General features: G+C 70.6%; 26 protein-coding genes and 1 tRNA gene. 11 read left to right on the top strand and 16 right to left on the bottom strand.

The annotated features are described in order from the left end of the window. Positions 1-117: 117 nt before the first annotated feature. The 3 genes from O1Q96_RS03440 (at position 118) to O1Q96_RS03430 (ending at position 1,932) form a co-directional block, all read left to right on the top strand. Positions 118-606, top strand: a complete 489-nt coding sequence (locus tag O1Q96_RS03440; RefSeq protein ID WP_269246794.1) for a phage holin family protein — start codon at positions 118-120, stop codon at positions 604-606. Beyond that, positions 603-1,565 carry an alpha/beta fold hydrolase gene (locus O1Q96_RS03435; RefSeq protein WP_269246793.1) on the top strand — a complete coding sequence of 321 codons (963 nt, stop codon included), beginning with the start codon at positions 603-605 and terminating at the stop codon, positions 1,563-1,565. Before O1Q96_RS03440 ends, O1Q96_RS03435 begins: the two co-directional genes overlap by 4 nt. 187 nt (positions 1,566-1,752) lie before the next feature. Continuing rightward, positions 1,753-1,932, top strand: a complete 180-nt coding sequence (locus tag O1Q96_RS03430) for a hypothetical protein (protein ID WP_269246792.1) — start codon at positions 1,753-1,755, stop codon at positions 1,930-1,932. 76 nt (positions 1,933-2,008) lie between these two features. On the opposite strand, the gene O1Q96_RS03425 is transcribed toward O1Q96_RS03430, so the two are convergent. The 3 genes from O1Q96_RS03425 to nth all read right to left on the bottom strand — a co-directional run bounded on the left by O1Q96_RS03425 (position 2,009) and on the right by nth (position 5,090). Continuing rightward, a complete protein-coding gene (locus tag O1Q96_RS03425) occupies positions 2,009-3,208 on the bottom strand; it encodes a MarP family serine protease (RefSeq protein ID WP_269246791.1) in 1,200 nt (399 codons plus the stop codon). 108 nt (positions 3,209-3,316) lie between these two features. After that, a complete protein-coding gene (locus tag O1Q96_RS03420) occupies positions 3,317-4,021 on the bottom strand; it encodes an NUDIX hydrolase (protein ID WP_269246790.1) in 705 nt (234 codons plus the stop codon). Between the two features lie 52 nt (positions 4,022-4,073). Beyond that, positions 4,074-5,090, bottom strand: a complete 1,017-nt coding sequence (gene nth / locus O1Q96_RS03415) for an endonuclease III (protein ID WP_269253454.1) — start codon at positions 5,088-5,090, stop codon at positions 4,074-4,076. Between the two features lie 644 nt (positions 5,091-5,734). On the opposite strand from nth, the gene O1Q96_RS03410 reads away from it, so the two are divergent. Continuing rightward, positions 5,735-6,409 carry a Crp/Fnr family transcriptional regulator gene (locus O1Q96_RS03410; protein WP_055515728.1) on the top strand — a complete coding sequence of 225 codons (675 nt, stop codon included), beginning with the start codon at positions 5,735-5,737 and terminating at the stop codon, positions 6,407-6,409. A gap of 115 nt (positions 6,410-6,524) precedes the next feature. After that, entirely contained in the window at positions 6,525-7,331 is an 807-nt protein-coding gene (locus tag O1Q96_RS03405; protein ID WP_269246789.1) for a nucleotidyltransferase domain-containing protein, read from the top strand. A gap of 69 nt (positions 7,332-7,400) precedes the next feature. Here the strand turns inward: O1Q96_RS03405 and O1Q96_RS03400 are convergent, their stop codons facing one another. From O1Q96_RS03400 to sp36, 4 genes are all read right to left on the bottom strand, one after another. Then, positions 7,401-8,240, bottom strand: a complete 840-nt coding sequence (locus tag O1Q96_RS03400; protein WP_269246788.1) for an MBL fold metallo-hydrolase — start codon at positions 8,238-8,240, stop codon at positions 7,401-7,403. Further along, a complete protein-coding gene (locus O1Q96_RS03395; RefSeq protein ID WP_269246787.1) occupies positions 8,237-9,106 on the bottom strand; it encodes an NUDIX hydrolase in 870 nt (289 codons plus the stop codon). Before O1Q96_RS03395 ends, O1Q96_RS03400 begins: the two co-directional genes overlap by 4 nt. Positions 9,107-9,213: 107 nt before the next feature. Then, positions 9,214-9,681: a RidA family protein gene (locus O1Q96_RS03390; protein ID WP_269246786.1), complete on the bottom strand. Its 468-nt coding sequence runs from the start codon at positions 9,679-9,681 to the stop codon at positions 9,214-9,216. Continuing rightward, the gene (sp36, locus tag O1Q96_RS03385; protein WP_217458971.1) at positions 9,678-9,836 is read right to left on the bottom strand and encodes a Sp36 family protein; all 159 of its coding nucleotides are present in this window, start codon (positions 9,834-9,836) and stop codon (positions 9,678-9,680) included. Before sp36 ends, O1Q96_RS03390 begins: the two co-directional genes overlap by 4 nt. Before the next feature lie 264 nt (positions 9,837-10,100). On the opposite strand from sp36, the gene bagA reads away from it, so the two are divergent. Together bagA and bagB are read left to right on the top strand one after the other, a co-directional pair. Next, positions 10,101-11,078, top strand: coding sequence for an ATPase BagA (gene bagA / locus O1Q96_RS03380; protein WP_269246785.1), 978 nt, complete (start codon positions 10,101-10,103; stop codon positions 11,076-11,078). Beyond that, positions 11,075-12,478: an ATPase BagB gene (bagB, locus tag O1Q96_RS03375; protein WP_269246784.1), complete on the top strand. Its 1,404-nt coding sequence runs from the start codon at positions 11,075-11,077 to the stop codon at positions 12,476-12,478. The genes bagA and bagB overlap by 4 nt, the downstream gene beginning before the upstream one ends. Before the next feature lie 156 nt (positions 12,479-12,634). Here bagB and wblA read toward each other — a convergent pair whose 3' ends face one another. After that, the gene (gene wblA / locus O1Q96_RS03370) at positions 12,635-12,973 is read right to left on the bottom strand and encodes a transcriptional regulator WblA (RefSeq protein ID WP_217459014.1); all 339 of its coding nucleotides are present in this window, start codon (positions 12,971-12,973) and stop codon (positions 12,635-12,637) included. A 408-nt stretch (positions 12,974-13,381) separates the two neighbouring features. On the opposite strand from wblA, the gene O1Q96_RS03365 reads away from it, so the two are divergent. Continuing rightward, on the top strand, positions 13,382-15,664 hold the full coding sequence (locus O1Q96_RS03365) for a transglycosylase domain-containing protein (RefSeq protein ID WP_269246783.1): 2,283 nt from the start codon (positions 13,382-13,384) through the stop codon (positions 15,662-15,664). 208 nt (positions 15,665-15,872) lie between these two features. Here the strand turns inward: O1Q96_RS03365 and O1Q96_RS03360 are convergent, their stop codons facing one another. Further along, complete coding sequence (locus O1Q96_RS03360; protein WP_269246782.1) at positions 15,873-16,337, bottom strand: GatB/YqeY domain-containing protein; 465 nt, start codon at positions 16,335-16,337, stop codon at positions 15,873-15,875. 99 nt (positions 16,338-16,436) lie between these two features. Here O1Q96_RS03360 and O1Q96_RS03355 point away from each other — a divergent pair, with 99 nt between their 5' ends. The 3 genes from O1Q96_RS03355 to O1Q96_RS03345 all read left to right on the top strand — a co-directional run bounded on the left by O1Q96_RS03355 (position 16,437) and on the right by O1Q96_RS03345 (position 18,572). Continuing rightward, positions 16,437-17,375 carry a metallophosphoesterase gene (locus O1Q96_RS03355; protein WP_269246781.1) on the top strand — a complete coding sequence of 313 codons (939 nt, stop codon included), beginning with the start codon at positions 16,437-16,439 and terminating at the stop codon, positions 17,373-17,375. Positions 17,376-17,641: 266 nt separating this feature from the next. After that, positions 17,642-18,448 (top strand): Pr6Pr family membrane protein, encoded by an 807-nt coding sequence (locus O1Q96_RS03350; RefSeq protein WP_331276023.1) that lies wholly within the window; start codon positions 17,642-17,644, stop codon positions 18,446-18,448. Positions 18,449-18,498: 50 nt separating this feature from the next. Next, positions 18,499-18,572: transfer RNA gene (locus tag O1Q96_RS03345), tRNA-Pro, on the top strand. Positions 18,573-18,651: 79 nt separating this feature from the next. Here the strand turns inward: O1Q96_RS03345 and O1Q96_RS03340 are convergent. The 7 genes from O1Q96_RS03340 to O1Q96_RS03310 all read right to left on the bottom strand — a co-directional run bounded on the left by O1Q96_RS03340 (position 18,652) and on the right by O1Q96_RS03310 (position 22,820). After that, complete coding sequence (locus tag O1Q96_RS03340) at positions 18,652-19,818, bottom strand: site-specific integrase (RefSeq protein WP_269246780.1); 1,167 nt, start codon at positions 19,816-19,818, stop codon at positions 18,652-18,654. Further along, the gene (locus O1Q96_RS03335) at positions 19,818-20,000 is read right to left on the bottom strand and encodes a helix-turn-helix domain-containing protein (RefSeq protein ID WP_269246779.1); all 183 of its coding nucleotides are present in this window, start codon (positions 19,998-20,000) and stop codon (positions 19,818-19,820) included. Before O1Q96_RS03335 ends, O1Q96_RS03340 begins: the two co-directional genes overlap by 1 nt. After that, entirely contained in the window at positions 19,993-21,312 is a 1,320-nt protein-coding gene (locus O1Q96_RS03330; protein WP_269246778.1) for a replication initiator, read from the bottom strand. The genes O1Q96_RS03335 and O1Q96_RS03330 overlap by 8 nt, the downstream gene beginning before the upstream one ends. 165 nt (positions 21,313-21,477) lie before the next feature. Next, on the bottom strand, positions 21,478-21,723 hold the full coding sequence (locus O1Q96_RS03325; RefSeq protein ID WP_269253453.1) for a SpdD protein: 246 nt from the start codon (positions 21,721-21,723) through the stop codon (positions 21,478-21,480). A gap of 25 nt (positions 21,724-21,748) precedes the next feature. Continuing rightward, the gene (locus O1Q96_RS03320; RefSeq protein ID WP_143638787.1) at positions 21,749-21,943 is read right to left on the bottom strand and encodes a hypothetical protein; all 195 of its coding nucleotides are present in this window, start codon (positions 21,941-21,943) and stop codon (positions 21,749-21,751) included. Positions 21,944-21,958: 15 nt separating this feature from the next. Beyond that, positions 21,959-22,150, bottom strand: a complete 192-nt coding sequence (locus O1Q96_RS03315; protein ID WP_269246777.1) for a mobile element transfer protein — start codon at positions 22,148-22,150, stop codon at positions 21,959-21,961. Positions 22,151-22,172: 22 nt separating this feature from the next. After that, on the bottom strand, positions 22,173-22,820 hold the full coding sequence (locus tag O1Q96_RS03310) for a DUF2637 domain-containing protein (RefSeq protein ID WP_269246776.1): 648 nt from the start codon (positions 22,818-22,820) through the stop codon (positions 22,173-22,175). Between the last annotated feature and the right edge of the window lie 39 nt (positions 22,821-22,859).

The following is a 22,859-nucleotide window of genomic DNA, read 5'->3' as shown; positions in this document are numbered from 1 at the left end:
GATACGTACGGGCGCAAGACCCGGCCCGGCACGTACGGTCCGACACGTACGCATGACGCCCACGGCGCCGAAGCGACGACGACAAGACAACGGCGACAAGACAACAGGGAGAACGCGATGAGCGCACCCGACGGCAGCCCGGTCGGCGCCGAACGCAGCATCGGCCAGCTGGTCGCCTCGGCGACAACCGAGATGTCCGCACTGGTGCACGACGAGATCGCGCTGGCGAAAGCGCAGCTCAAGCGGGACGTCAAGCGCGGGGCGGTCGGCGGTGGCGCCTTCTCGGCGGCCGGCGCGGTACTGATCTTCTCCCTGCCGATGCTGAGCTTCGCCCTGGCGTACGCCATCCGCACCTGGAGCGACTGGAACCTGGCCGTCTGCTTCCTGCTGTCGTTCGCGGCGAACGTCCTGGTCGCCGGGGTGCTCGTGCTGATCGGCGTGGTCTTCGCGAAGAAGGCCAAGAAGGGGAAGGGCCCGCAGAAGACCGCGGCCTCGGTCAAGGAATCGGCAGCCGTACTGCAGAACGTCAAGCCGCACCCCCGTCAGGTGACCGCGGCGGACCGGGTCGGTGACGGAGTCGAGGCTGTGGCACGCTCGTCCTCATGACGGGCTCCTCCCTCCCTGCGGGGCAATCACCCTCGGCGCAACCCACCTCGGTCGTACGGCTGGACGTCCCCGGCGGGCAGGTGACCCACCGGGACGTCGCCGCGAACGGCGCGCGCTTCCACATCGCCGAGATGGGCGACGGGCCCCTGGTCCTGCTGCTGCACGGCTTCCCGCAGTTCTGGTGGGCCTGGCGGCATCAGATGGTGGCGCTCGCCGACGCGGGCTTCCGCGCGGTCGCGATGGACCTGCGGGGCGTCGGCGGCAGCGACCGCACACCACGCGGCTACGACCCCGCGAACCTCGCGCTGGACGTCACCGGGGTCGTACGGTCCCTCGGCGAGCCCGACGCGGCGCTCGTCGGCCACGACCTCGGCGGCTACCTGGCGTGGACGGCGGCCGTGATGCGCCCCAAGCTGGTGCGCCGGCTCGTGGTCTCCTCGATGCCGCATCCCCGGCGCTGGCGCTCGGCGATGCTCTCGGACATGAAGCAGACCGCGGCGGGTTCGTACGTCTGGGGCTTCCAGCGGCCCTGGGTCCCGGAGCGTCAACTCGTCGCCGACGAGGGCGCCCTGGTCGGCCGGCTCGTCCGGGACTGGTCGGGGCCGCGGCTGCCGGAGGACGACGCCGTGGAGACGTACCGGCGGGCCATGCTCATCCCCTCGACCGCGCACTGCTCGGTCGAGCCGTACCGGTGGATGGTCCGCTCGATGGCCCGCCCCGACGGCATCCAGTTCAACCGGCGCATGAAGCGGCCGGTGCGGGTGCCGACGCTGCATCTGCACGGATCGCTCGACCCGGTCATGCGCACGCGGAGCGCGGCCGGGTCCGGGGAGTACGTCGAAGCGCCGTACCGCTGGCGGCTGTTCGACGGGCTCGGGCACTTTCCGCACGAGGAGGACCCGGTGGCTTTCTCCACCGAACTGGTGAACTGGCTGAAGGACCCCGAGCCGGACCGCTGAAGCCGCCGCACCGCGGGCCCGGTGCCGCTGCACCGCAGGTCCGGGGGCACCCGCGGCCGCCCTTCGTACCGTGCGTCCCACGGGCCTCAGGAACGCCTGTCCTACGAACGCCACTTGCCTCGCGCATAGGCCAATTGGGGGGCGTGGGGGCGGTTATGGACCTTGGGGCTGGGGCAGAGGTCGGGGTATGGGCTGGACGCACGACTACAGTGACGCAGCACGCAACCGCCGCTCGGCCGGCGGGCTGAGCTCCCACCGGAGGGGCGCCCCGCAGTTGCAGGGCACGGATCCCCGGCTGGGAATCCCGCGCATTCTGAGGCGCCGGGCCCGCTGGGTCTCGGCCCGCCTGCGCCATCCCCGCGACTGAGCCGCTCAGGACCTCACCCGCGTTCGCCTCGTGACCGGCGCCGGGCCGGTCCCGTCCGCCGGTGCCCGGCGGACGGCTAGAGCGCGCAACTGTCGCTGTCCACCTGCTGGTTGGCGGTGCGGCCCTTGGCGATGTCCTCCCGGACCTCGTCCACGGTGAGCGCGTACCCCGTGTCGTCGTCGTCGAGGGACTTCGCGAACACCACGCCGTACACCTTGCCGTCCGGCGTGAGCAGCGGGCCGCCCGAGTTGCCCTGGCGCACGGTCGCGAACAGCGAGTACACCTTCCGCTCCACGGTGCCCCGGTGGTAGATGTCCGGGCCGTTCGCGGTGATGGGGCCGCGGACCCGCGCCGCGTTGATCGTGTACGAGCCGTTCTCCGGGAAGCCCGCGACGATCGCGCCGTCCCCCCTCGACGCCTCCCGGGTGGCGAACTGCAGGACGGGCGCGTCCAGATCGGGCACGTCCAGCACGGCGATGTCGCGCTCCCAGTCGTAGAGCACGACCTTGGACGCGTACCGCTTGCCCTCTCCGCCTATCTGGACGTACGGCTCGTCCACGCCGCCCACCACATGGGCGTTGGTCATCACGCGGCGCTTGTCGAAGACGAAACCGGTGCCTTCGAGCACCTTGCCGCAACTCTGGGCGGTGCCGGTGACCTTGACGATGGAGCGCTGGGCGCGGGCGGCCACCGGACTCGTCGCGAGGGCCGGGTCGGGCGGGTCCACCGGGTCGATCTGCTCGTCCGAGAAGGGGCTGAAGACCTGCGGGAAGCCGTTCTGGGCGAGGACCGAGGAGAAGTCCGCGAACCAGGTGTCGGCCTGGGCGGGCAGGGCCCTGTCCACGCTGAGCATCACCTTGGAGCCGCGGACCTCCTTGCCGAGGGTCGGCAGCGTCGTGCCGGCCAGGGCCGAGCAGATCAGCCAGGCGACGAGGAGCATCGCCACGACGTTGACGAGGGCGCCGCCCGTGGCGTCCAGGGCGCGGGCCGGGGACCAGGTGATGTACCGCCGCAGTTTGTTGCCGAGGTGGGTGGTGAGGGCCTGGCCGATCGAGGCACAGACGATCACCACGACCACGGCGACGACGGCGGCGGTCGTGCCCACCTGCGCGTCGTCCGTCACCGCTCCCCAGACGACGGGCAGGAGGTAGACGGCGACGAGGCCACCACCCAGGAAACCGATCACCGACAGGATGCCGACGACGAAACCCTGGCGATAGCCCACGATCGCGAACCACACGGCGGCGACCAGCAACAGGATGTCCAGCACGTTCACTGCTTCGAGCCTCGCCTCATCACTTTGCGGTTGCCGCGTCCTGGCCGGAGGGCCGGCCGCAGGGGGGCGAAGAGCCTCCCGGGAGGACACAGCACAGGTGCCACCCTGTCATGCGCGCCAGTCGAGCGGGACCTGCTTGTCGCGGTCCCACGGTCGCTCCCAGTTCGCGTAGTGCAGCAGGCGGTCGATGATTCCGGCCGTGAAGCCCCAGACCAGGGCTGATTCGACCAGGAATGCCGGACCTCGGTGGCCGCTGGGGTGGACCGCCGTCGCGCGGTTGGCCGGGTCCGTGAGATCCGCCACGGGCACGGTGAAGACCCTCGCGGTCTCGTTCGGATCGACCACGCCGACCGGTGTCGGCTCGCGCCACCAGCCGAGGACCGGGGCGACCACGAAGCCGCTCACCGGGATGTAGAGCGTCGGGAGCACGCCGAAGAGCTGGACGCCCCGGGGGTCGAGCCCGGTCTCCTCCTCGGCCTCGCGGAGAGCGGCCCGCAGCGGCCCGTCGGTCTTCGGGTCGCCGTCCTCGGGGTCGAGGGCGCCGCCCGGGAAGGACGGCTGCCCGGCGTGCGACCTGAGGGAGCTGGCGCGCTCCATGAGCAGCAGCTCGGGGCCGCGGTCGCCCTCGCCGAACAGGATCAGTACGGCCGACTGGCGTCCCGCCCCGTCCTCCGGGGGCAGGAAGCGGCTCAGCTGGCGCGGCTGGACCGTCTCGACGGCGCGCACCACCGGGTCCAGCCACCCGGGCAGCCCGGCCTTGGTCAGGGCCAGATCGCCGTCCTGCATGTCGTGCGTGTGGCTCGCGCGCGTCATCGCCACCCCCGTTCTGCTGATCTCAACGCCCGCGGGTCCGCAGATCGTTCCGTCATCCGGTGCCCCGCGCGGGTGAACCCGACACGGGTGAACCGGCCCCGGGCGCACCGAGCGGCGGTGCGGGGATGCCGCCCGCGTCCAGGTACGCCTGCGGAGGGTTGAGGCGCTGGCCCGGGAAGCCGCCCTTCTCGTACTTCAGGAGCTTCTTCGCCTTGTCCGGGTCCGTCTCGCCCTCCCCGTACGCCGGGCAGAGCGGAGCGATCGGGCAGGCGCCGCAGGCGGGTTTGCGGGCGTGGCAGATACGGCGGCCGTGGAAGATCACGTGGTGCGACAGCATCGTCCACCCGGTCTTCGGGAAGAGCTCGCCGACGGCCGCCTCGATCTTGTCCGGCTCCTTCGCGTCGGTCCACTGCCAGCGCCGTACGAGCCGCTGGAAGTGGGTGTCCACGGTGATGCCGGGGCGGCCGAAGGCGTTCCCGAGGACCACGAAGGCGGTCTTGCGGCCGACACCGGGCAGCTTGACCAGGTCTTCGAGCCGGCCCGGGACCTCGCCCCCGAAGTCGTCCCGCAGGGCTCTGGAGAGGCCTATCACCGACTTGGTCTTGGCCCGGAAGAACCCGGTCGGCCGGAGGATCTCCTCGACCTCCTCCGGGTCGGCCGCCGCCAGGTCCTCGGGCGTGGGGTACTTCGCGAAGAGCGCCGGCGTCGTCTGGTTCACCCTCAGGTCGGTCGTCTGCGCCGACAGGACGGTGGCGATCACCAACTGGAACGGGTTCTCGAAGTCCAGCTCCGGGTGGGCGTACGGGTACACCTCGGCGAGTTCACGGTCGATACGCCGGGCCCGCCGGACGAGAGCCGTGTGCGACTCACCGCGGGGAGGCTTGGCGGGGGCGACTCGGGCGGGGCTCACTTCGGCAGGCACGGCTTTCTTCACGGAGGCGGACTTCTCGGCGGGCGCCGACTTCTTGGCCGGCGTGAGCTTCTTGGCGGGCACGGCCTTCTTGGCGGATGTGGCCTTCGCGGCGGGCGCCTTCGCAGCCGCGCTCCTCGTCACGGCCGCCTGGGGCACCGCGACCTTCTCGGCGGGCGTGAGCCCCTCGGCCGGCACGGCCTTCTTGGCGGGCGTCCTGGACGCCGGGACCTTCTTGGCGGCGGCCTTCGACGCCGCAGCCTTCCTCGCGGCCGTCCCGGATGCCGCAGTCTTCTTGGCGGCCGCCTTGGACGGTGCGCTCGTCCCGGTGCCGCTCCCGGCGCTGCCCTTGGCGGTCCTCTTCGCGGCGGCGGCCTTCTTGGCGACGGCAGCCTTCCTCGCGGCCGCGGCCATCTCCGAGGCCGCGGCCCCGACCGCCTTCCCCGCGGCCCCCGCCGCGCTCCTCGCCGGCTTCGCCGCTGCCGCTTTTGTCGTTTTCTTCGTTCCGTCGGAGCCCTGTTCGCCCACAGCGGAATTGCGACGTACAACCACCCGTCCAGCCCCCTTGGCCTGTGCTCTCACCGGCGATTTGGACACCCGGCCAGCCTAAAGCCCACCGCCGACATTGGCCCCGGCCCCAGAAGATCGGCCCCCAATTGGCCCCCTGCCGCACTGCCGGACACGCCCGTGCGGCAGACTTGTGACTGATCACACTGTTTGGACCGTCCGGCAAGATGGGGAACACGGTCCCCTGGTACACCGGGGAGCAAGATCCCCTGAGCAGGTCGACAAGGAGAGAACTCGTGGACGACGTTCTGCGGCGCGCCCCGCTCTTCGCGGCGCTCGATGACGAGCAGGCCGCGGAGCTCCGCGCCTCCATGAGTGAGGTGACCCTCGCACGTGGTGACGCCCTCTTCCATGAGGGTGACCCGGGTGACCGGCTGTATGTGGTCACCGAGGGCAAGGTGAAGCTCCACCGCACATCCCCCGACGGCCGCGAGAACATGCTGGCGGTCCTCGGCCCCGGCGAGCTCATCGGCGAGCTGTCGCTGTTCGACCCGGGCCCGCGCACGGCGACCGCCAGCGCACTGACCGAGGTGAAGCTGCTCGGCCTCGGCCACGGCGACCTCCAGCCCTGGCTGAACGTGCGGCCCGAGGTGGCCGCCGCCCTGCTGCGTGCCGTCGCCCGGCGACTGCGCAAGACCAACGACCAGATGTCCGACCTGGTCTTCTCCGATGTGCCGGGCCGGGTGGCCCGCGCGCTCCTGGACCTCTCGCGCCGCTTCGGCGTGCAGTCCGAGGAGGGCATCCACGTCGTGCACGACCTGACCCAGGAAGAGCTGGCCCAGCTGGTCGGCGCCTCCCGGGAGACGGTCAACAAGGCGCTCGCCGACTTCGCGGGCCGCGGCTGGCTCCGCCTGGAGGCCCGCGCGGTGATCCTGCTGGACGTGGAGCGCCTCGCGAAGCGCTCGCGCTAGCCGTACCTCACGACTTCTTACTGAAGGGCCCTGCCGCACGGTGGGGCCCTTCGTCGTCGTCCCGTACCGCCGGAAATGACATGACCCCGCGGCCCCGCCCGGGCACAGTGGTCCCATGCCGAACAGAGGGCTCGACACCCTGGGGTACATCGAACGCGAGGGGTCCTCGGCGCGGATCCCGCCGGCGTTCCGGCCCGTCGTGGCCGCGGCCCGCGACCGCGTGCTGGACGTCTTCGGGGCGCGGCTGCACAGCGCGTACCTGTACGGGTCGATTCCGCGCGGCACCGCGCGCGTGGGCCGCTCCGACCTCGATCTGCTGCTCGCCCTGCGGGAGGAGCCCACGGACGCGGACCGCTCGGAGGCCCGCTCGGTCGACGAGGCGCTCGACAAGGAGTTCGCGCAGATCGACGGGGCGGGGACGCTGCTGGTCAGCCGGTCGCAGGTGCTGAGCGACCTGGAGAGGCACGACCTCGGCTGGTTCGTCGCCTGCCTCTGTACGCCGCTGCTGGGCGAGGACCTCGCCGAGGAACTGCCGCGCTACCGGCCCGATGCCCTCCTCGCCCGCGAGACGAACGGCGACCTTGCGCTGCTCCTGCCGCGCTGGCGCGAGCGGATCGCCGGGGCGGGCGGCTCGGAGGCGGATCTGAGGCCCCTGGTGCGCTTCATGTCGCGCCGTCTCGTCCGGACGGGCTTCACCCTCGTCATGCCCCGCTGGAACGGCTGGACGAGCGATCTGACGGAGATGGCCGAGGCGTTCGGCACGTACTACCCGGAGCGGGCCGCGCACCTGCGGGCGGCGGCCGTCCTCGGGTACGAGCCGAAAGGCGACCCCGCCGTCCTGCGGTCGTACGTCGACGATCTGGGGCCGTGGCTGGCCGAGGAGTACGCGCGCGTGCACGGCGTCAAGAAACCGCGCCCCTAGGGAGGGCGTTCCCCACCAGTTCTCGTAGAGGTCTCCTGCGAGTTCCCGCAAGAGGCGTCCTCCGGCTTCTCACACCTCGCCGATGAGCCCGTGTTCCCGGAGGTAGTCCAGCTGCGCCCGTACGGACAGTTCCGCCGCCGGCCACAACGAGCGGTCGACGTCCGCGTAGACGTGCGCGACGACCTGGGACGGATCCGTGTAGCCGTCCTCGACGGCCGTCTCGACCTGGGCGAGGCGGTGGGCACGGTGGGCGAGGTAGAACTCGACGACTCCCTGGGCGTCCTCCAGGACGGGCCCGTGGCCCGGCAGGACCGTGTGCACGCCGTCGTCGACCGCGAGGGACCTGAGCCGCCGCAGCGAGTCCAGGTAGTCGCCCAGCCGTCCGTCGGGGTGGGCGACGACGGTGGTGCCCCGGCCCAGGATCGTGTCGCCGGTCAGGACGGCCCGGTCGGCGGGGAGATGGAAGCAGAGCGAGTCGGCGGTGTGGCCCGGCGTCGGTACGACACGCAGTTCGAGGCCGCCCGTGGTGATCACGTTCCCGGCGGCCAGGCCCTCGTCACCGAGCCGCAGCGCCGGGTCGAGGGCCCGCACCTTCGTGCCCGTCAGTTCCGCGAACCGGGCGGCGCCCTCGGCGTGGTCCGGATGCCCGTGCGTCAGCAGGGTCAGGGCCACCCGCCTGCCCGCCTTCGCGGCGGTGTCGACGACGTTGCGCAGGTGCACGTCGTCCAGGGGCCCCGGGTCGATCACCACCGCGAGTTCGGAGTCGGGCTCGGCCACGATCCAGGTGTTCGTGCCGTCCAGGGTCATCGCCGACGCGTTCGGGGCGAGGACGTTGACGGCACGCGGGGTGGCGGGGCCGGAGAGCACCCCGCCGCGTGGCTGGCCGGGGAGTGCTGCGGCGTCGGTCATGCGGGGGCTCCACCGGTCGGGATGTGCTTGGTGAACTCGTCGTGGCCCGGCCAGCTGAGGACCAGCTCGCCGTCCTCCAGCCGGGCCTGGGCCAGGACGGGTGTCATGTCCCGCCCGGGTGCCGCCGCGAGAGCCTCGGCGGCGCTCGCGTACGCGCCGAGCTGGCGCAGGGTCGCAACGGTGGGCGGCATCATCAGGAGGTCGCCCTTGTCGTAGCCGTCCATCGCGTCCGCCGGGCGGATCCAGACCGTGCGGTCGGCCTCCGTGGAGGCGTTGCGGGTGCGCTGGCCCTGCGGGAGGGCGGCCACGAAGAACCAGGTGTCGTAGCGGCGGGGTTCGAACTCCGGGGTGATCCAGCGCGTCCAGGCACCGAGGAGGTCGGAGCGCAGGACGAGGCCCCGTCGGTCGAGGAACTCCGCGAAGGAGAGGTCACGGGCGACCAGGGCCGCACGGTCGGCCTCCCAGTCGTCCCCTGTGGTGTCGCCGACCACCGTGTCGGGCGCCGGGCCGGCGAGCAGGACGCCCGCCTCCTCGTACGTCTCACGGACCGCCGCGCAGACGATCGCCTGGGCGGAGGTCTCGTCGACGCCCAGCCGGGACGCCCACCACGCGCGCGTGGGGCCCGCCCAGCGGACGTGGAGGTCGTCGTCCCTGGGGTCGACGCCGCCGCCGGGATACGCGTACGCGCCCCCGGCGAAGGCCATGGAGGCGCGTCTGCGCAGCATGTGCACGACGGGGGCGGTATCGGTGTCCTTGAGGAGCATGACGGTGGCCGCCCGCCGGGGAGTGACCGGTGTGAGCGTGCCCTCCGCGAGTGCGCGGATCCTCTCGGGCCACTCCGGGGGGTACCACTGACCGTTCGCCATGGGCGGAGGCTATCCCGGAGTGAGCTGATGTTCGAGGGGCAACAACCGGTCCCCCCGGAGAGCCGCACCAGCGCGGCGGCTCCCCGTACCGGCAGGCGGAAGCGTGCCTACGCCTGCGTGAGCTCCACCTGGATCTCGACCTCCACGGGCGCGTCGAGCGGCAGCACCGCCACGCCGACCGCGCTGCGCGCGTGCACGCCCTTGTCGCCGAGGACCTCGCCCAGCAGTTCGCTCGCGCCGTTCAGGACGGCGGGCTGGCCGGTGAAGTCGGAGGCCGAGGCGACGAAGCCGACGACCTTCACCACGCGGGCGATGCGGTCGAGGTCGCCCGCGACCGACTTGACCGCCGCGAGGGCGTTCAGCGCGCAGATGCGGGCCAGTTCCCTGGCCTCCTCCGGCGTGACCTCCGCGCCCACCTTGCCGGTGACGGGAAGCTTGCCGTCCACCATCGGGAGCTGGCCGGCCGTGTAGACGTACACGCCCGACTGCACCGCGGGCTGGTACGCGGCCAGCGGCGGGACGACGCCCGGCAGGGTCAGTCCGAGTTCGGCCAGTTTCGCCTCGACAGCGCTCACGCCGCCCTCTCCCGCTTCAGGTAGGCGACGAGCTGCTCGGGGTTCGGCCCGGGCACGACCTGGACGAGTTCCCAGCCGTCCTCGCCCCAGGTGTCGAGGATCTGCTTCGTGGCATGGACGAGCAGCGGCACAGTCGAGTATTCCCACTTGGTCATGAGGGCGACTGTATCCGCTGGCGCGCCACGGCCTCCGCTCAGCCCGCGCACGGGGTCCCCGTGCGTCCGTGGCCGCTCCCGGACGGCGGCGGAGCCCGCGGGGCGTCCGCGCGGCCCGCTGTCCGGCGCAGCGGCCGATGACTGGGAGGGGCGCTTGCTGGGCACCCGTATGCGAGGCGGGGCCGTCGGGTTTCGTGGCTCGAAGGCCTCCGTGACCCCACCCACGGCCACCGCGGCACTCAGTGAGGAATTAGGCTCGAAGACGTGAGCAGGCTTCAGGTCGTCAGCGGCAAGGGCGGTACCGGAAAGACCACGGTCGCCGCAGCACTCGCGCTCGCCCTCGCGACCGAGGGCAAGCGCGCCCTTCTGGTCGAGGTCGAGGGCAGACAGGGCATCGCGCAGCTCTTCGAGACGCAGGCGCTGCCCTACGAGGAGCGGAAGATCGCGGTCGCTCCCGGTGGCGGGGAGGTGTACGCGCTCGCCATCGACCCCGAACTGGCCCTTCTGGACTACCTCCAGATGTTCTACAAACTCGGCGGCGCCGGACGTGCCCTGAAGAAGCTGGGGGCCATCGACTTCGCGACCACCATCGCGCCCGGTCTCAGGGACGTGCTCCTCACGGGCAAGGCCTGTGAGGCCGTACGCCGCAAGGACAAGCGCGGGCGGTTCGCGTACGACTACGTCGTGATGGACGCCCCGCCGACCGGACGGATCACCCGCTTCCTGAACGTGAACGACGAGGTGGCCGGGCTCGCCAGGATCGGCCCGATACACAATCAGGCGCAGGCCGTCATGCGCGTGCTCAAGTCGCCCGAGACCGCTGTGCACCTGGTGACGCTCCTGGAGGAGATGCCCGTCCAGGAGACCGCCGACGGCATCGCCGAACTGCGTGCCGCGCGGCTCCCGGTGGGGCGGGTCATCGTGAACATGGTGCGGCCCGCGATCCTCGACGAGGCCGACCTGGACCTCACGCGCGAGGCGCCCCGTACGGCCATCGCCAAGTCGCTGTCGGCCGCCGGACTCGGCGGCGCGCGCCGCGGCGGGGTCGCCGAGCGGCTGGTGGACCCGCTGCTGGACCAGGCGCGGGAGTACGCCGAGCGGTACGCGCTGGAGCGCGACCAGCGGGCCGTGCTCCAGGACCTCGGCCTGCCGCTGCACGAACTCCCGCTGCTCGCCGAGGGAATGGACCTCGCGGGCCTGTACCAACTCGCCAAGGAACTGCGTCAGCAAGGGATCTCATGAGTCAGGACCCGGCCCGCGCAAACGATCCGGCACATCCGTCCGACCCGGCCGACGTGTCCGATCCGGCCCACGCCATCGACTCCGCCGCCGTCCTGGGCGTCGACCCGTTGATCGACGATCCCGGGACGCGCATCGTGGTCTGCTGCGGTTCGGGCGGCGTCGGCAAGACCACCACCGCGGCGGCTCTCGGGCTGCGGGCCGCCGAACGCGGCCGCAAGGTGGTCGTCCTCACCATCGACCCGGCGCGCAGGCTCGCCCAGTCGATGGGCATCGACGCGCTCGACAACACCCCGCGCCGGGTGAAGGGCATCGACGACTCCGCGAGCGGCGAACTGCACGCGATGATGCTCGACATGAAGCGCACCTTCGACGAGATCGTCGAGGCGCACGCGGACCGCGAGCGGGCGGCCACGATCCTGGCCAACCCCTTCTACCAGTCGCTCTCGGCCGGCTTCGCGGGCACGCAGGAGTACATGGCGATGGAGAAGCTGGGGCAGCTGCGGGCCCGCGAGGAGTGGGACCTCATCATCGTCGACACCCCGCCCTCGCGGTCGGCGCTCGACTTCCTGGACGCGCCGAAGAGGCTCGGTTCGTTCCTCGACGGCAAGCTGATCCGGCTGCTGACGGCACCGGCGAAGCTGGGCGGCCGCGCGGGGATGAAGTTCCTGAACGTCGGGATGTCGATGATGACCGGCACCCTCGGCAAGCTGCTGGGCGGCCAGCTCCTCAAGGACGTCCAGACGTTCGTGGCCGCCATGGACACCACCTTCGGCGGCTTCCGCACCCGCGCGGACGCCACGTACAAGCTGCTCCAGGCGCCCGGTACCGCCTTTCTCGTCGTCGCGGCCCCGGAGCGGGACGCGCTGCGCGAGGCGGCGTACTTCGTGGAGCGGCTGGCCGCCGAGGACATGCCGCTCGCCGGTCTCGTGCTGAACCGGGTGCACGGCAGCGGCGCCACCCGGCTGTCCGCCGAGCGGGCGCTCGCCGCCGCGGAAAATCTTGACGAGGCCCGCATTGTGGATCAGGTGGACGGGAAAGCTGGACTTCGTAACTCTCCCGACACGTACGGCAGTTCAGAAGCATCCGCTACCCGGACCACTGATCCCGAGGCTCCCGAATCCGACGCAGGCTCCCCCGCCGCGGACCGGAACACCGCCGACGGAGCAGGACCGGAGGACCGCACCGTCGAACAACTCACAGCAGGTCTGCTGAGGCTGCACGCCGAGCGCATGCAGCTGCTCTCCCGCGAGCAGCGCACGCGTGACCGCTTCGCCGCACTCCACCCGGAGGTGGCGGTGGCCGAGGTGGCCGCGCTGCCCGGCGACGTGCACGACCTCGCTGGGCTGCGGGACATCGGGGACCGGCTCGCGGCCGGTACCTCGCCGGCCGGAGCTTCCTGAGCCTCTCGGGGGGCCACCGAAGGCCCCTGGCGCGTACGTCGGTGACGTACGTCGCCGTACGAGGGTCGCGTGGACGTCCCGCGTAGTGCCGAGGACGCCACTCGCACCCCTGGCGCGTACGGACCCGCTGTGGGCCCGGTGCGCGCGGCGGTCCGGTCAGCCGACCGCCGCGTAGTGCTCGTACACCTCTTCCTCGTCGAGGGGCAGGATTCCCGCACCTCGCTCGTATTCGATACGCGCTGTTTCAAGCAGCCTGCGCCAAGAGGTGACGGTCGGTCGCCTGCGCAGCAGTGCGCGGCGCTCCCGCTCCGTCATTCCTCCCCACACTCCGAACTCGACGCGGTTGTCCAGCGCGTCGGCCAGGCACTCCGTGCGCACCGGGCAGCCGGTGCACACCGCCTTGGCCCGGTTCTGCGCTGCTCCTTGAACGAACAGTTCATCCGGATCGGTAGTGCGGCAGGCCGCCTGCGCACTCCAGTCGGTTACCCAGCCCATACCGGCGCCGTCCTCTCCCGAATCGAGGCTCCCCCACGGCGGCAGCGGCATATTCACCGCCGCCAGTTGAGGACGTTACGGAAGGCGGGCACAGTCAACCAGCCCCTTCGGGCCCAATCTTGAATGGCCCGAATGGACTATGGGTACGCGACAGATCACCCAACGGAGTGACCCGACGACATGCGTGACCTTCCCGGCAAACCGGGACAGTTGACTTGCGTCACAACGGACGACAGCTGACACATGAGGCGGATTCGGGCACGTCCTCAACGAAAAAGCTGAGTGCCGACCGGAACGATTCGGGGTCGCCGGACGTATTGATACGCAGCCCTACTGCTGTGACAGTTGAGAGCAGCTTAGGCCAAGGCCTATACGCGTGTCCGGCGAATGAGAACGTAGGCTGCCCTCATGCCAAAGAAGCGCTCGGGTGGTGGTCTGTCCCCTACGCAGCAGGCCGCCAAGTTCCTCGGTGTCAGCGTGCTCGCGGGTGCCGTCATGGCCGGAATCGCCGTTCCGGCGTTCGGCGCGCTCGGTCTCGCGGCCAAGGGTTCGGTCGAGGGGTTCGACGAGATCCCCGCCAACCTGAAGCGGCCGCCACTGAGCCAGCGCACCACGATCCTGGACAACCAGGGCGGCCAGATCGCCACGGTCTACTCACGTGACCGCACGGTGGTCGACCTCAAGGACATCTCGCCGTACATGCAGAAGGCGATCGTCGCGATCGAGGACGCGCGGTTCTACGAACACGGCGCGGTCGACCTCAAGGGCGTCCTGCGGGCCCTCAACAAGAACGCGCAGAGCGGCGGCGTCTCGGAGGGCGCCTCGACGCTCACGCAGCAGTACGTGAAGAACGTCTTCGTGGAGGAGGCGGGCAACGACGCGACGAAGGTCGCCCAGGCCACCCAGCAGACCCTCGGCCGTAAGGTCCGCGAGCTGAAGTTCGCGATCCAGGTCGAGGAGGAGCTCGGCAAGAAGAAGATCCTCGAGAACTACCTGAACATCACGTTCTTCGGCCAGCAGGCCTACGGCGTCGAGGCCGCGGCCCAGCGCTACTTCTCCAAGTCCGCCAAGGACCTCGAGCTGGGGCAGGCCGCGCTCCTCGCCGGCATCGTCCAGTCACCGAGCCGGTACGACCCGGTCAACGACGAGGCCGAGGCCAAGAAGCGGCGCAGCATCGTGCTGCAGCGCATGGCCGACGTGCACGACATCTCGCAGGCGGAGGCCGACAAGGCCAAGAAGGAGCCGCTCGGCCTGAAGGTCAGCAAGCCGAAGAACGGCTGCATCACGGCGGTCAAGGGCGCCGGCTTCTTCTGCGACTACGTCCGCGAGGTCTTCCTGAACGACCCGGTCTTCGGCAAGACCCAGAAGGCCCGGGCCAAGGTCTGGAACCAGGGCGGTCTCACGATCCGCACGACGCTCGACCCGCAGTCGCAGAAGTCGGTGCAGCAGTCGGTCAAGGACCACGTCTACAAGAGCGACGCCGTGGCGACCGCCGCGACCATCGTCGAGCCCGGCACCGGCAAGATCCTCGCGATGGGCCAGTCGCGCCCGTACGGCTTCGGCAAGAACGAGACGCAGCTCAACCTGTCGGTCGACGGCAGCATGGGCGGCGGCGCGGGCTACCAGCCCGGTTCGACGTTCAAGCCGATCGTGGCCGCCGCCGCCCTGGAGGGCGGCAAGCCCGCGACGCAGGTGTACTCGTCGCCGTACGAGATGGACTACCCGAGCCCGGTCTCGGCGTGCAACGGCGCCAGCTGGAACGAGAAGGGTGTCCCGGTCGCCAACGAGAACGAGAGCGAGGTCGGCCCGTACGACATGCGGGACGCGACCGCGAAGTCGGTCAACACCTACTACATCCAGCTGATCAGCGACATCGGCATCTGCCCCGTGACCGAGATGGCGGGCAAGATGGGCGTCGAGCGCGCCGACGGCAGGAAGATGAACCAGGCCCCGTCCATCGCCCTGGGCACGCAGGAGATGTCCCCGCTGACGATGGCCAACGCCTACGCGACCTTCGCCACGCGGGGCACGTACTGCTCGCCGGTCGCCATCGAGTCGATCAGCCAGACCGTCGGCGGCCAGAAGAAGTCGCTGTCCGTGCCGAAGACGAGCTGCAAGCGCGCCATGTCCGAGACGACCGCCGACACGATCAACACCCTGCTCAAGGGTGTCGTCGAGGACGGTACGGGTACGGAGGCGGGCCTCGGCAGCCGGGCGAGCGCGGGCAAGACCGGTACGACGGACGAGCGTTACGCGGCCTGGTTCGTCGGCTACACGCCGAACATGGCGGGCGCGGTCTGGGTCGGCGACCCGGCCCACAAGCGGCGGATGGTCAACATCACCATCGGCGGTGTCCCGCACGACAAGGTCTTCGGCGGCAAGGTCCCCGGACCGATCTGGCGCGACATGATGAGCGGCGCGCTGGAAGGCAAGCCCGCGCCCCCGTTCAACCTCGTCCACATCCCCAGGCCCGACACCGGCAAGGGTGACGGCGGCGGTGACGAGGACGACAACGACGACGGCAACAACGGGGACAACCGCGGCGGGAACAACGGAGGCAACGGCAACAACGGCGGGAACGGCCAGCCCGAGATCCCGACGCCGTCCTTCTCGATCCCGGACGAGTGGACGATCGGCGGGAACGACGGGAACAACGGCGGCGGAAACGGCAACGGCGGCAACTTCCCGTAGACCGGAACGCCAGGCCGACCCCGGCAGACCGAGTCCGGCAGGCCTCCTCCGCACGTACGCCGATGGGGCGCCCTTCGTCTGAAGGGCGCCCCATCGGCGTACGACGGCTACTTCTGCTTTTACTTCTACCGCTACCTCTTCGGGGACCGGAGCGGGGGCTGCGGGTGCTGCTCGCGGTGCTCGGCGCTCAGCGCTCAGCGCTCGCCGCTCAGCCCGCGAGCAACTGCTTGACGACCGAGGCGACACGGCCGCCCTCGGCCTGCCCGGCCACCTTCGGGTTCACGATCTTCATGACCTGACCCATGGCCCGGGGGCCCTCCGCGCCGGCCGCTCTCGCCTCCTCGACCGCCTGCGCGACGATCTGCCGGAGCTCGTCGTCGGAGAGCTGCTTCGGCAGGTAGTCGGCGAGGATCTCGCCCTCCGCCTTCTCGCGCTCGGCCGACTCGGCACGGCCGCCCTGCGCGAACGCGTCGGCCGCCTCGCGGCGCTTCTTGGCCTCCTTGGCGATCACCTTCTGCACCTCGTCGTCGGAGAGCTCGCGCTTCTCCTTGCCCGCGACCTCCTCCTTCTGGATCGCGGCGAGGGTCAGCCGGAGCGTCGAGGAGCGGAGCTCGTCGCGCCCCTTGATCGCGGCGTTGAGGTCAGCCTGCAGCTTCGACTTGAGCGTGGTCATGGGGTGATTGTCGCAGGTGTGGCACGACGGCCGCCCATGGATTTCGGGCGCGCGGCTCCGGTGGGGTTCGGGGTGTCCGCGGTCTGACACGATGGACGTATGCGTGCGCGATACGGAGTACCTCTGGGAATCGCGGCGGCTGGTGCCGCCGGTCTGCTCTATTCGGCGGGGTTCGAAGCCCGCTCCTTCCGTCTCCGACGAGTGACCGTCCCGGTGCTGCCGCCCGGGATGCGGCCACTGCGCGTGCTCCAGGTCTCCGACATCCACATGGTCAGCGGTCAGCGCAAGAAGCAGCGCTGGCTGCGCTCGCTGGCCGGGCTGCGCCCCGACTTCGTCATCAACACCGGGGACAACCTCTCCGACCCGGAGGGCGTACCGGAGGTCATGGACGCCCTCGGCCCCCTGATGGAGTTCCCCGGGGCGTACGTCTTCGGCTCGAACGACTACTTCGGGCCCACCCTGCGCAACCCCTTCCGCTACCTGCACGAGAAGGCGCAGGGCCGGCACGGCCTGAACGGCAACGCGCCCGCCGTCGACGTGGTCCACAACCCGTGGGAGTCGCTGCGCGACGGGTTCGACGCGGCGGGCTGGCTGAACCTGACGAACGTGCGGGGTTCGTTGAAGATCGACGGCTTCGAGATCGAGCTGACCGGGCTCGACGACCCGCACGTCAAGCGTGACCGGTACGCGCGCGTGGCCGGCGGCCCGTCCGACTCGGCCGACTTCTCGATGGGCATCGTGCACGCCCCGTACCTGCGCGCGCTCGACGCCTTCACCGCGGACGGCTACCCGCTCGTCCTGGCCGGCCACACCCACGGCGGCCAGGTCTGCATCCCCTTCTACGGCGCCCTCGTCACCAACTGCGACCTGGACACCGACCGGGTCAAGGGCCTGTCGACGTACACGGAGGCGGAGTCCGGGCGGACGGCGTTCATGCACGTCTCGGCGGGCTGCGGAACGAGCCGCTACACACCGGTGCGCTTCGCGTGCCCGCCGGAGGCGACGCTGCTCACGCTCACGGGACGGGAACCCGTCTAGCCGAGAGGTGGCGGGGCGGATCAGGCGGGCGGAGCGGCGGGGCCGAGTCCGGGGCAGGGGTTGGGCCGGAGAAAGGCTGGGGCCGGGCGGGGGGCGGGCTGGGCTCGGACGCGGGAAAGGGGGTGGGCGCGCCTCGGTCCGAGACACGACCGGCTCGGGCAGGGCGGAGCGCGAGACCCTCACGTCGGCGGGACCCCGAGACCCCGACACCCCCGACCGGTTCAATCCATCTCGCCGCTTTTGTCCGATCCGCTTAGCGTGAAGGCATGACCGCCCCCATACCTGCGGATATCCCGGACATACCCCGGATTCCCGGCATCGCGGCCAGCGCCGCCGCTGCCACAGTCTCCGTCGTGCCGGCGGACGCGGTGGTCCCACGCGTCCGTCGCCCCCTGGTCGCCGTCTACCGCCTCCTCGTCGCGCTCGCGGCAGCCGCGGGCGTGGCGCTCGACCTGGTTCTGGGCAGCCCGTCACGCGTCCTGAGCTACTTCACGATCCAGAGCAGCATCCTGGTGGCCGTGGTGTTCACCTTCTCGGCCTGGCGGGCCTGGAGCGCGCGCCGCCCGCTGCCGCCGGCCGTCACCGCCTGCACGCTGCTGTACGCGGTGGGCACGGCCCTGGTCTACCACCTGCTCCTGGCCGACAACCCGAGCACCTTCTCCATGACGGGTGACATCGAGACGCTCACCGGCTGGCACGCGCTCACGAACCAGCTCCTGCACTCGGCGATCCCCGTCGCGGTCGCGCTGGACTGGCTCCTGCTGACCCGTCCGGGGCCGCTGCGACTCCACAGCGCGGCCGCGTTCCTGGTCCTCCCCGTCGCATACCTGGCCTTCACCCTGACCCGGGGCGTACTCCTGCCGCCGAGCACGCCGGCCCGCTACCCGTACCCCTTCCTCGACGTGTCCCAGCACGGCTTCGTCGTGGTCCTGGGCAACGCCACCGTCCTTGGCCTCGCCTGCTACGCCCTGGCCGTCCTGCTCGTCGCACTGGACCACGTCAGACCGGGCCCACGCCGCCGCCGACGCCCCGAAAACCGGATTTCGTCTCCGGCCACCAGTGGGCTAAAGTAAACGACGTCGCCACGGCACACACCACGAAAGTGGCCTGCGGTAAGCGACATCGGGGTGTAGCGCAGCTTGGCAGCGCGCTTCGTTCGGGACGAAGAGGTCGTGGGTTCAAATCCCGCCACCCCGACAGCCAAAACAGCAGGTGAGGCACCTACGGATTTCCGTAGGTGCCTCACCTGTTTGTGCATGCGTGTCTATCTGCGTGACTACCGCTCTGGGACTCGCTTGAAGATGCCGTCCATGACCACGGCGCCGGTCTGGATCACAGGGCGAATCTGCTTGCGGTACACCTCCTCGGTCACAGCGGTGCCGGAGTGACCGACGAGGCGGGAGATCTCTTCCAGGGGGACGCCGCTGTCCGAGAGCAGCGAGACGAAGCTGTGCCGGAGCTCCCGAGGCGTCCACTCGTCCGCGTCGATCCCCTTGGCCCCCTTGAGCGCCGCCCGGAAGGCACGACGGACGTTGGTCGCGTCCAGCGGCTTGCCGACGGTCGAGGAGAAGACCAGCCCATGCTCCTCCCAGTCGTCACCAGCTGCGAGACGTTCCCACCCCTGATCCTCGAACTGGGCCCACAGGACCTCTACGCAGCGTGCAGGAAGAGCGAGCGTGCGCCGGGACTTCCGTGTCTTGGTGTCCCCACCACGTCGAACCGACCGCCACACAGCGATGTGCGGAGGCTGTGGCGGATTGGCGTTCGGCCTGCCCTTGAGGAACACGTGATCCCAGGTCAGCGCGCGCAGTTCCTCTGTGCGGGCGCCGGTCAACAGGGCGAGGACGATGTACGCGTACATCGAGGTTCCCTCAGCCGCCTTGAGCACAGCCTCCGCCTGGACCAGGGTGAGCGCCTTGGACGGGCGACCCGGACGGCCGGCCGGAACTGCGCACAGCTCGACGACGTTGCGCTTCACCTTGTCCCGCGCCATGGCCCGCTTGACCGAGCGGTTGAGGCAGGAGTGCAATCCCTGCAAGGTGCGCGTACTGAGCGTACGAGCCTTCACCGCCAGCCAGCGGTCAACGTCCTCAGCGCTTAGATCACGCAGCTTGCGCGCTCCCAGGCTTGGGATCACGTGAATCCGGCTCAGCCCGGTGACGGTCTCGACCGTGCGCTCGTCACGGCCCGCCAAGCCGTAAGCGAGCCAGTCGTTCACCGCGTCGGCAACGGTGTAGTTCGTAGGGGCGATGGCGAGGCCGTCTTCGTAGTCCCGCAACACCTCCTTGAGCTTGTTCTTCGCCTCCGTCTTGGTCTTGCCACTCCCCCGCCGAACGATGCGTTTGCCGCTGGGATCGAAGCCGAGGTTCGCCGTGGCGATCCACCGTTGCCTTTTCTCGTCCCAGTGCAGGCCGCCGTCACCACGGCTACGACGCTTGGTCATCAGGCGGCACGCTCCATCTGAGCAGTGATGAAGTCTCCGAGCGCGGCCGCAGGAATGCGCCGACACCGTCCAATGGCGACAGATGGCAGACGCCGCGTGCGGATCAGGTCGTAGACCGTCGACCGCCCCACCTTCAGGCGAGCCATGACATCAGCCACGGTCAACAGCTCGTCATCACGCATGAGTCGGTTCTCCTTCGGTTCCGGGGGCGGGTGCGAGGGTTTCGGCAAGCCAGGCTTCGGCGTCGGTGAGGCCGGTTCCGGCGTAGACCCAGTGGGCGAGGACGAGGGTCGTCTCGACCACCTCCGAAATTTCGGAAGTGGTCAGGCCGTCAGTGGCCGATGCACCTTGGGCTGCGCGCCATTCGGAGCGGGCCGTGCGGAGGGCACCGAGGGTGGTGGAGTACCGGCGTGACTTGGTGGAGAAGTGGCCCCGGAAGCCGAGCATGTGGGCCCAGGCCCGGAGCCGGAGTTCTTCGAGGTCCTTGCGGGCGCCGAGGGTCCAGGCGGTACGCACCAGGCGCCGGGCATGGTCGCTGATGTCGAGTTGGGCCAGTTCGGCGAGGAACTTGAGCGGGCGGTCGAGAGCTCCCGTGGCCGCTTCGGCGCCCTTGGTGGCGTACTTGGCGATGTACGCGGCGACGGCCCGGTCGGTCAGCTCCTGGCCGCCGTCGAAGTCGGCGCCGCGGATGGTACGTACGTCGAGTTGCCGCCCGAAGGCGAAGACGTGCGCGCGGCCGTCGATGGATGGGCCGTCCACACGGGCTCCGGTTGCGGCGGCGCGGATGGCGTCGGTGAGCAGCTCGGCGGTGGCCCAGGCCGGAGGCGGAGTGTCGCCGCCCTCGGGGCCGTCGATGCGGATGACCGCGTGGAAGTGAACGGCCCCGCGCTTCTGGTACTCAGCGACCTTGGCGAAGGACACCCGGGCGTATTCGCGGAACTCACGCTGTGAGAGTCCGGCCCTCTTGGCGACTTCCCGGCGCAGGTAGGTCGAGAAGCGTCGCCACAGAGGACCGGCGTGCGCGTTCCAGAGCACGGCTGCTTCGTAGTCGTAGGTGTCCGGGTCGAGCGGGGTGCCGAGTACGTCGTCGTCCTGGTCGTGGAGGACGCCGCACCGGCAGCGGCGGACCGAACCGGCGGAACCGGTGGGGCGGTTGTGGACGGGGCCGAAGCCCGGGGCGGTGAAGGTGGCGAAGACACGCGGGTGAGCGGCGACTCGTTCGGGGACGCCCTTGCCGCCGCGTAGGCCGGACGTGATCAGGTGGAAGGTGTCGCGGCGGTAGACCTCCGAGCAGGCCGCGCAGCGGGTGGTGCGGCGGTTGTTGCAGCGGACCAGGAGGTGACCGGCCGGGAGGCCGGCGGAGTCGAGACGGTGGAGGAGGGTGCCTATCTCGCCGGTACGGGTGTTCACGTCGTACTCGGCGCGGTGGCCGTCGAGGCGGATCGGCCGGGTGCAGCCGCCGAGGCCGGAGAGCTGGCGCAGGAGGCCGGGCATGGTGCCGAGAGAGGCCAGCTCGCCGAGTTCGGCCAGCGGGGGCGGGGTGGCGCGGGTGATGATGGTCTTCTCCTTCTGGCTTCGGTCAGGAGGGGCAGGGCCCCCGGGGCGGCGGATGCTTGGCGGTGTCGGTCCACCCCGGGGGCCTGGTGTCGTTGTCTGGTGTCAGCGGCGACGCTGGTCGCGGAGCATCGAGCGCAGGACCACGGCGGCGACGGCTACGGAGATGGCCGTGACGGCGACGGCGGCCAGGAGCGCGGTCAGTACGACTCCGCCGACGAGGACGGCCGCGACCGCTCCGGCACTGACGGATATCTGCGGGACCGGACGCCGTACGGGAGCCGGATCGGTCGGTGCGTGCATGTGTGCGGGCGGCGGTGTCGGGCTGTCGGGGTACTTGGGCAGGAACACGGCGAAACTCTCCTTGCCTACTCGTCTAGTCATGTGAGCCGTTTATGACGTCCACGCCGGAACGCGTACCGGATTCGATGGCGGGGGCCATGAAGGTCTGTGAGAGCCAGAAGCCGAACAGTGCGATCACGACGACGATCCAGGTACGGACGCCGAGGAACTTGACCGCTCCCCAGGCGAAGAAGCCGAGGACGACGACAAGCGGCAGGCTGACGGTCACGGGTTCGGGGTCCTTTCAGCGGGCGGGGCAGCGGTGGGTACGGGCGGCGAGTTCGGCGGCGGCACGGCTGTCGTAGTCGGCGGAGAAGCCGCAGCGAGGTGCGGTACACGCGGCGGTGTGCTTCTCACGGCCGCGACCGTCGTAGGCCGTGCCGACCTGGACGGGGCCGATGCGGGTGACGGAGCGGAAGCGGCGGTTGGCGGTCATGCGAATCTCCTTCCTGGGCTGGTCAGATCTGGGCGGAGATGGCTTCGGCCATGGGTGCGGGGACGCCGAGGCGAGCGCGGAGGGTGGGGGTGTCGATGGCTGCTCCGGTACGGGTGTGGTGCTCGGCAGCGACCTTGCGGGCGTGCTCGACCAGGGCGGCCGGAACGGATACGGCAGGCGGAGCGGACGCGGCCGTCTGAACGGGTGCCGGATCTGCGGCCGGTAGTGCGGGCGGCTCAGGGGCGAATTCGGTGTCGTCCACCTGGTCCGCGTCCTCTGCGGCGCTGTCCACGTCCTCAGCCGCTTTCGGCACAGAGTGCGCAAGGAGCGTTCCGCCGAGGAAGGCGACCGCGGGCCAGCCTGCGACGAGGATGCGCAGCCAGGCCGGCACGTCGTCGAGGTCGAGCAGCCCGGCGGTGGCGACGTTGGCCCCGAGCGACGCCGTCAGAGCGATGACGAACCAGCACCACCCGGACGCTTTGGCGTCGCCGGTCCGCAGTTGGCGCCAGGCGGCGACGAGCAGCAGGTCGACCGATACGGGGTACGCCCACGCCTTCCACCCGTCCTGACCGGCCGCAAGGGCGATGTCGTGCAGGTGGGCGAAGGACAGCGCGGCGGCGATGACCGCTTGGACGAGCACCGCGTCGACGCGGGCCAGTAGGGCGCGCACGTGCGGCTCCTTCCTGTTCCAGGCATGGCAGGGGTAGGG

The organism is Streptomyces aurantiacus (assembly GCF_027107535.1).
Lineage (GTDB): Bacteria > Actinomycetota > Actinomycetes > Streptomycetales > Streptomycetaceae > Streptomyces.
Note: the sequence above shows the minus strand (reverse complement) of the source record. Positions and strands in the feature narration are given on the sequence as shown.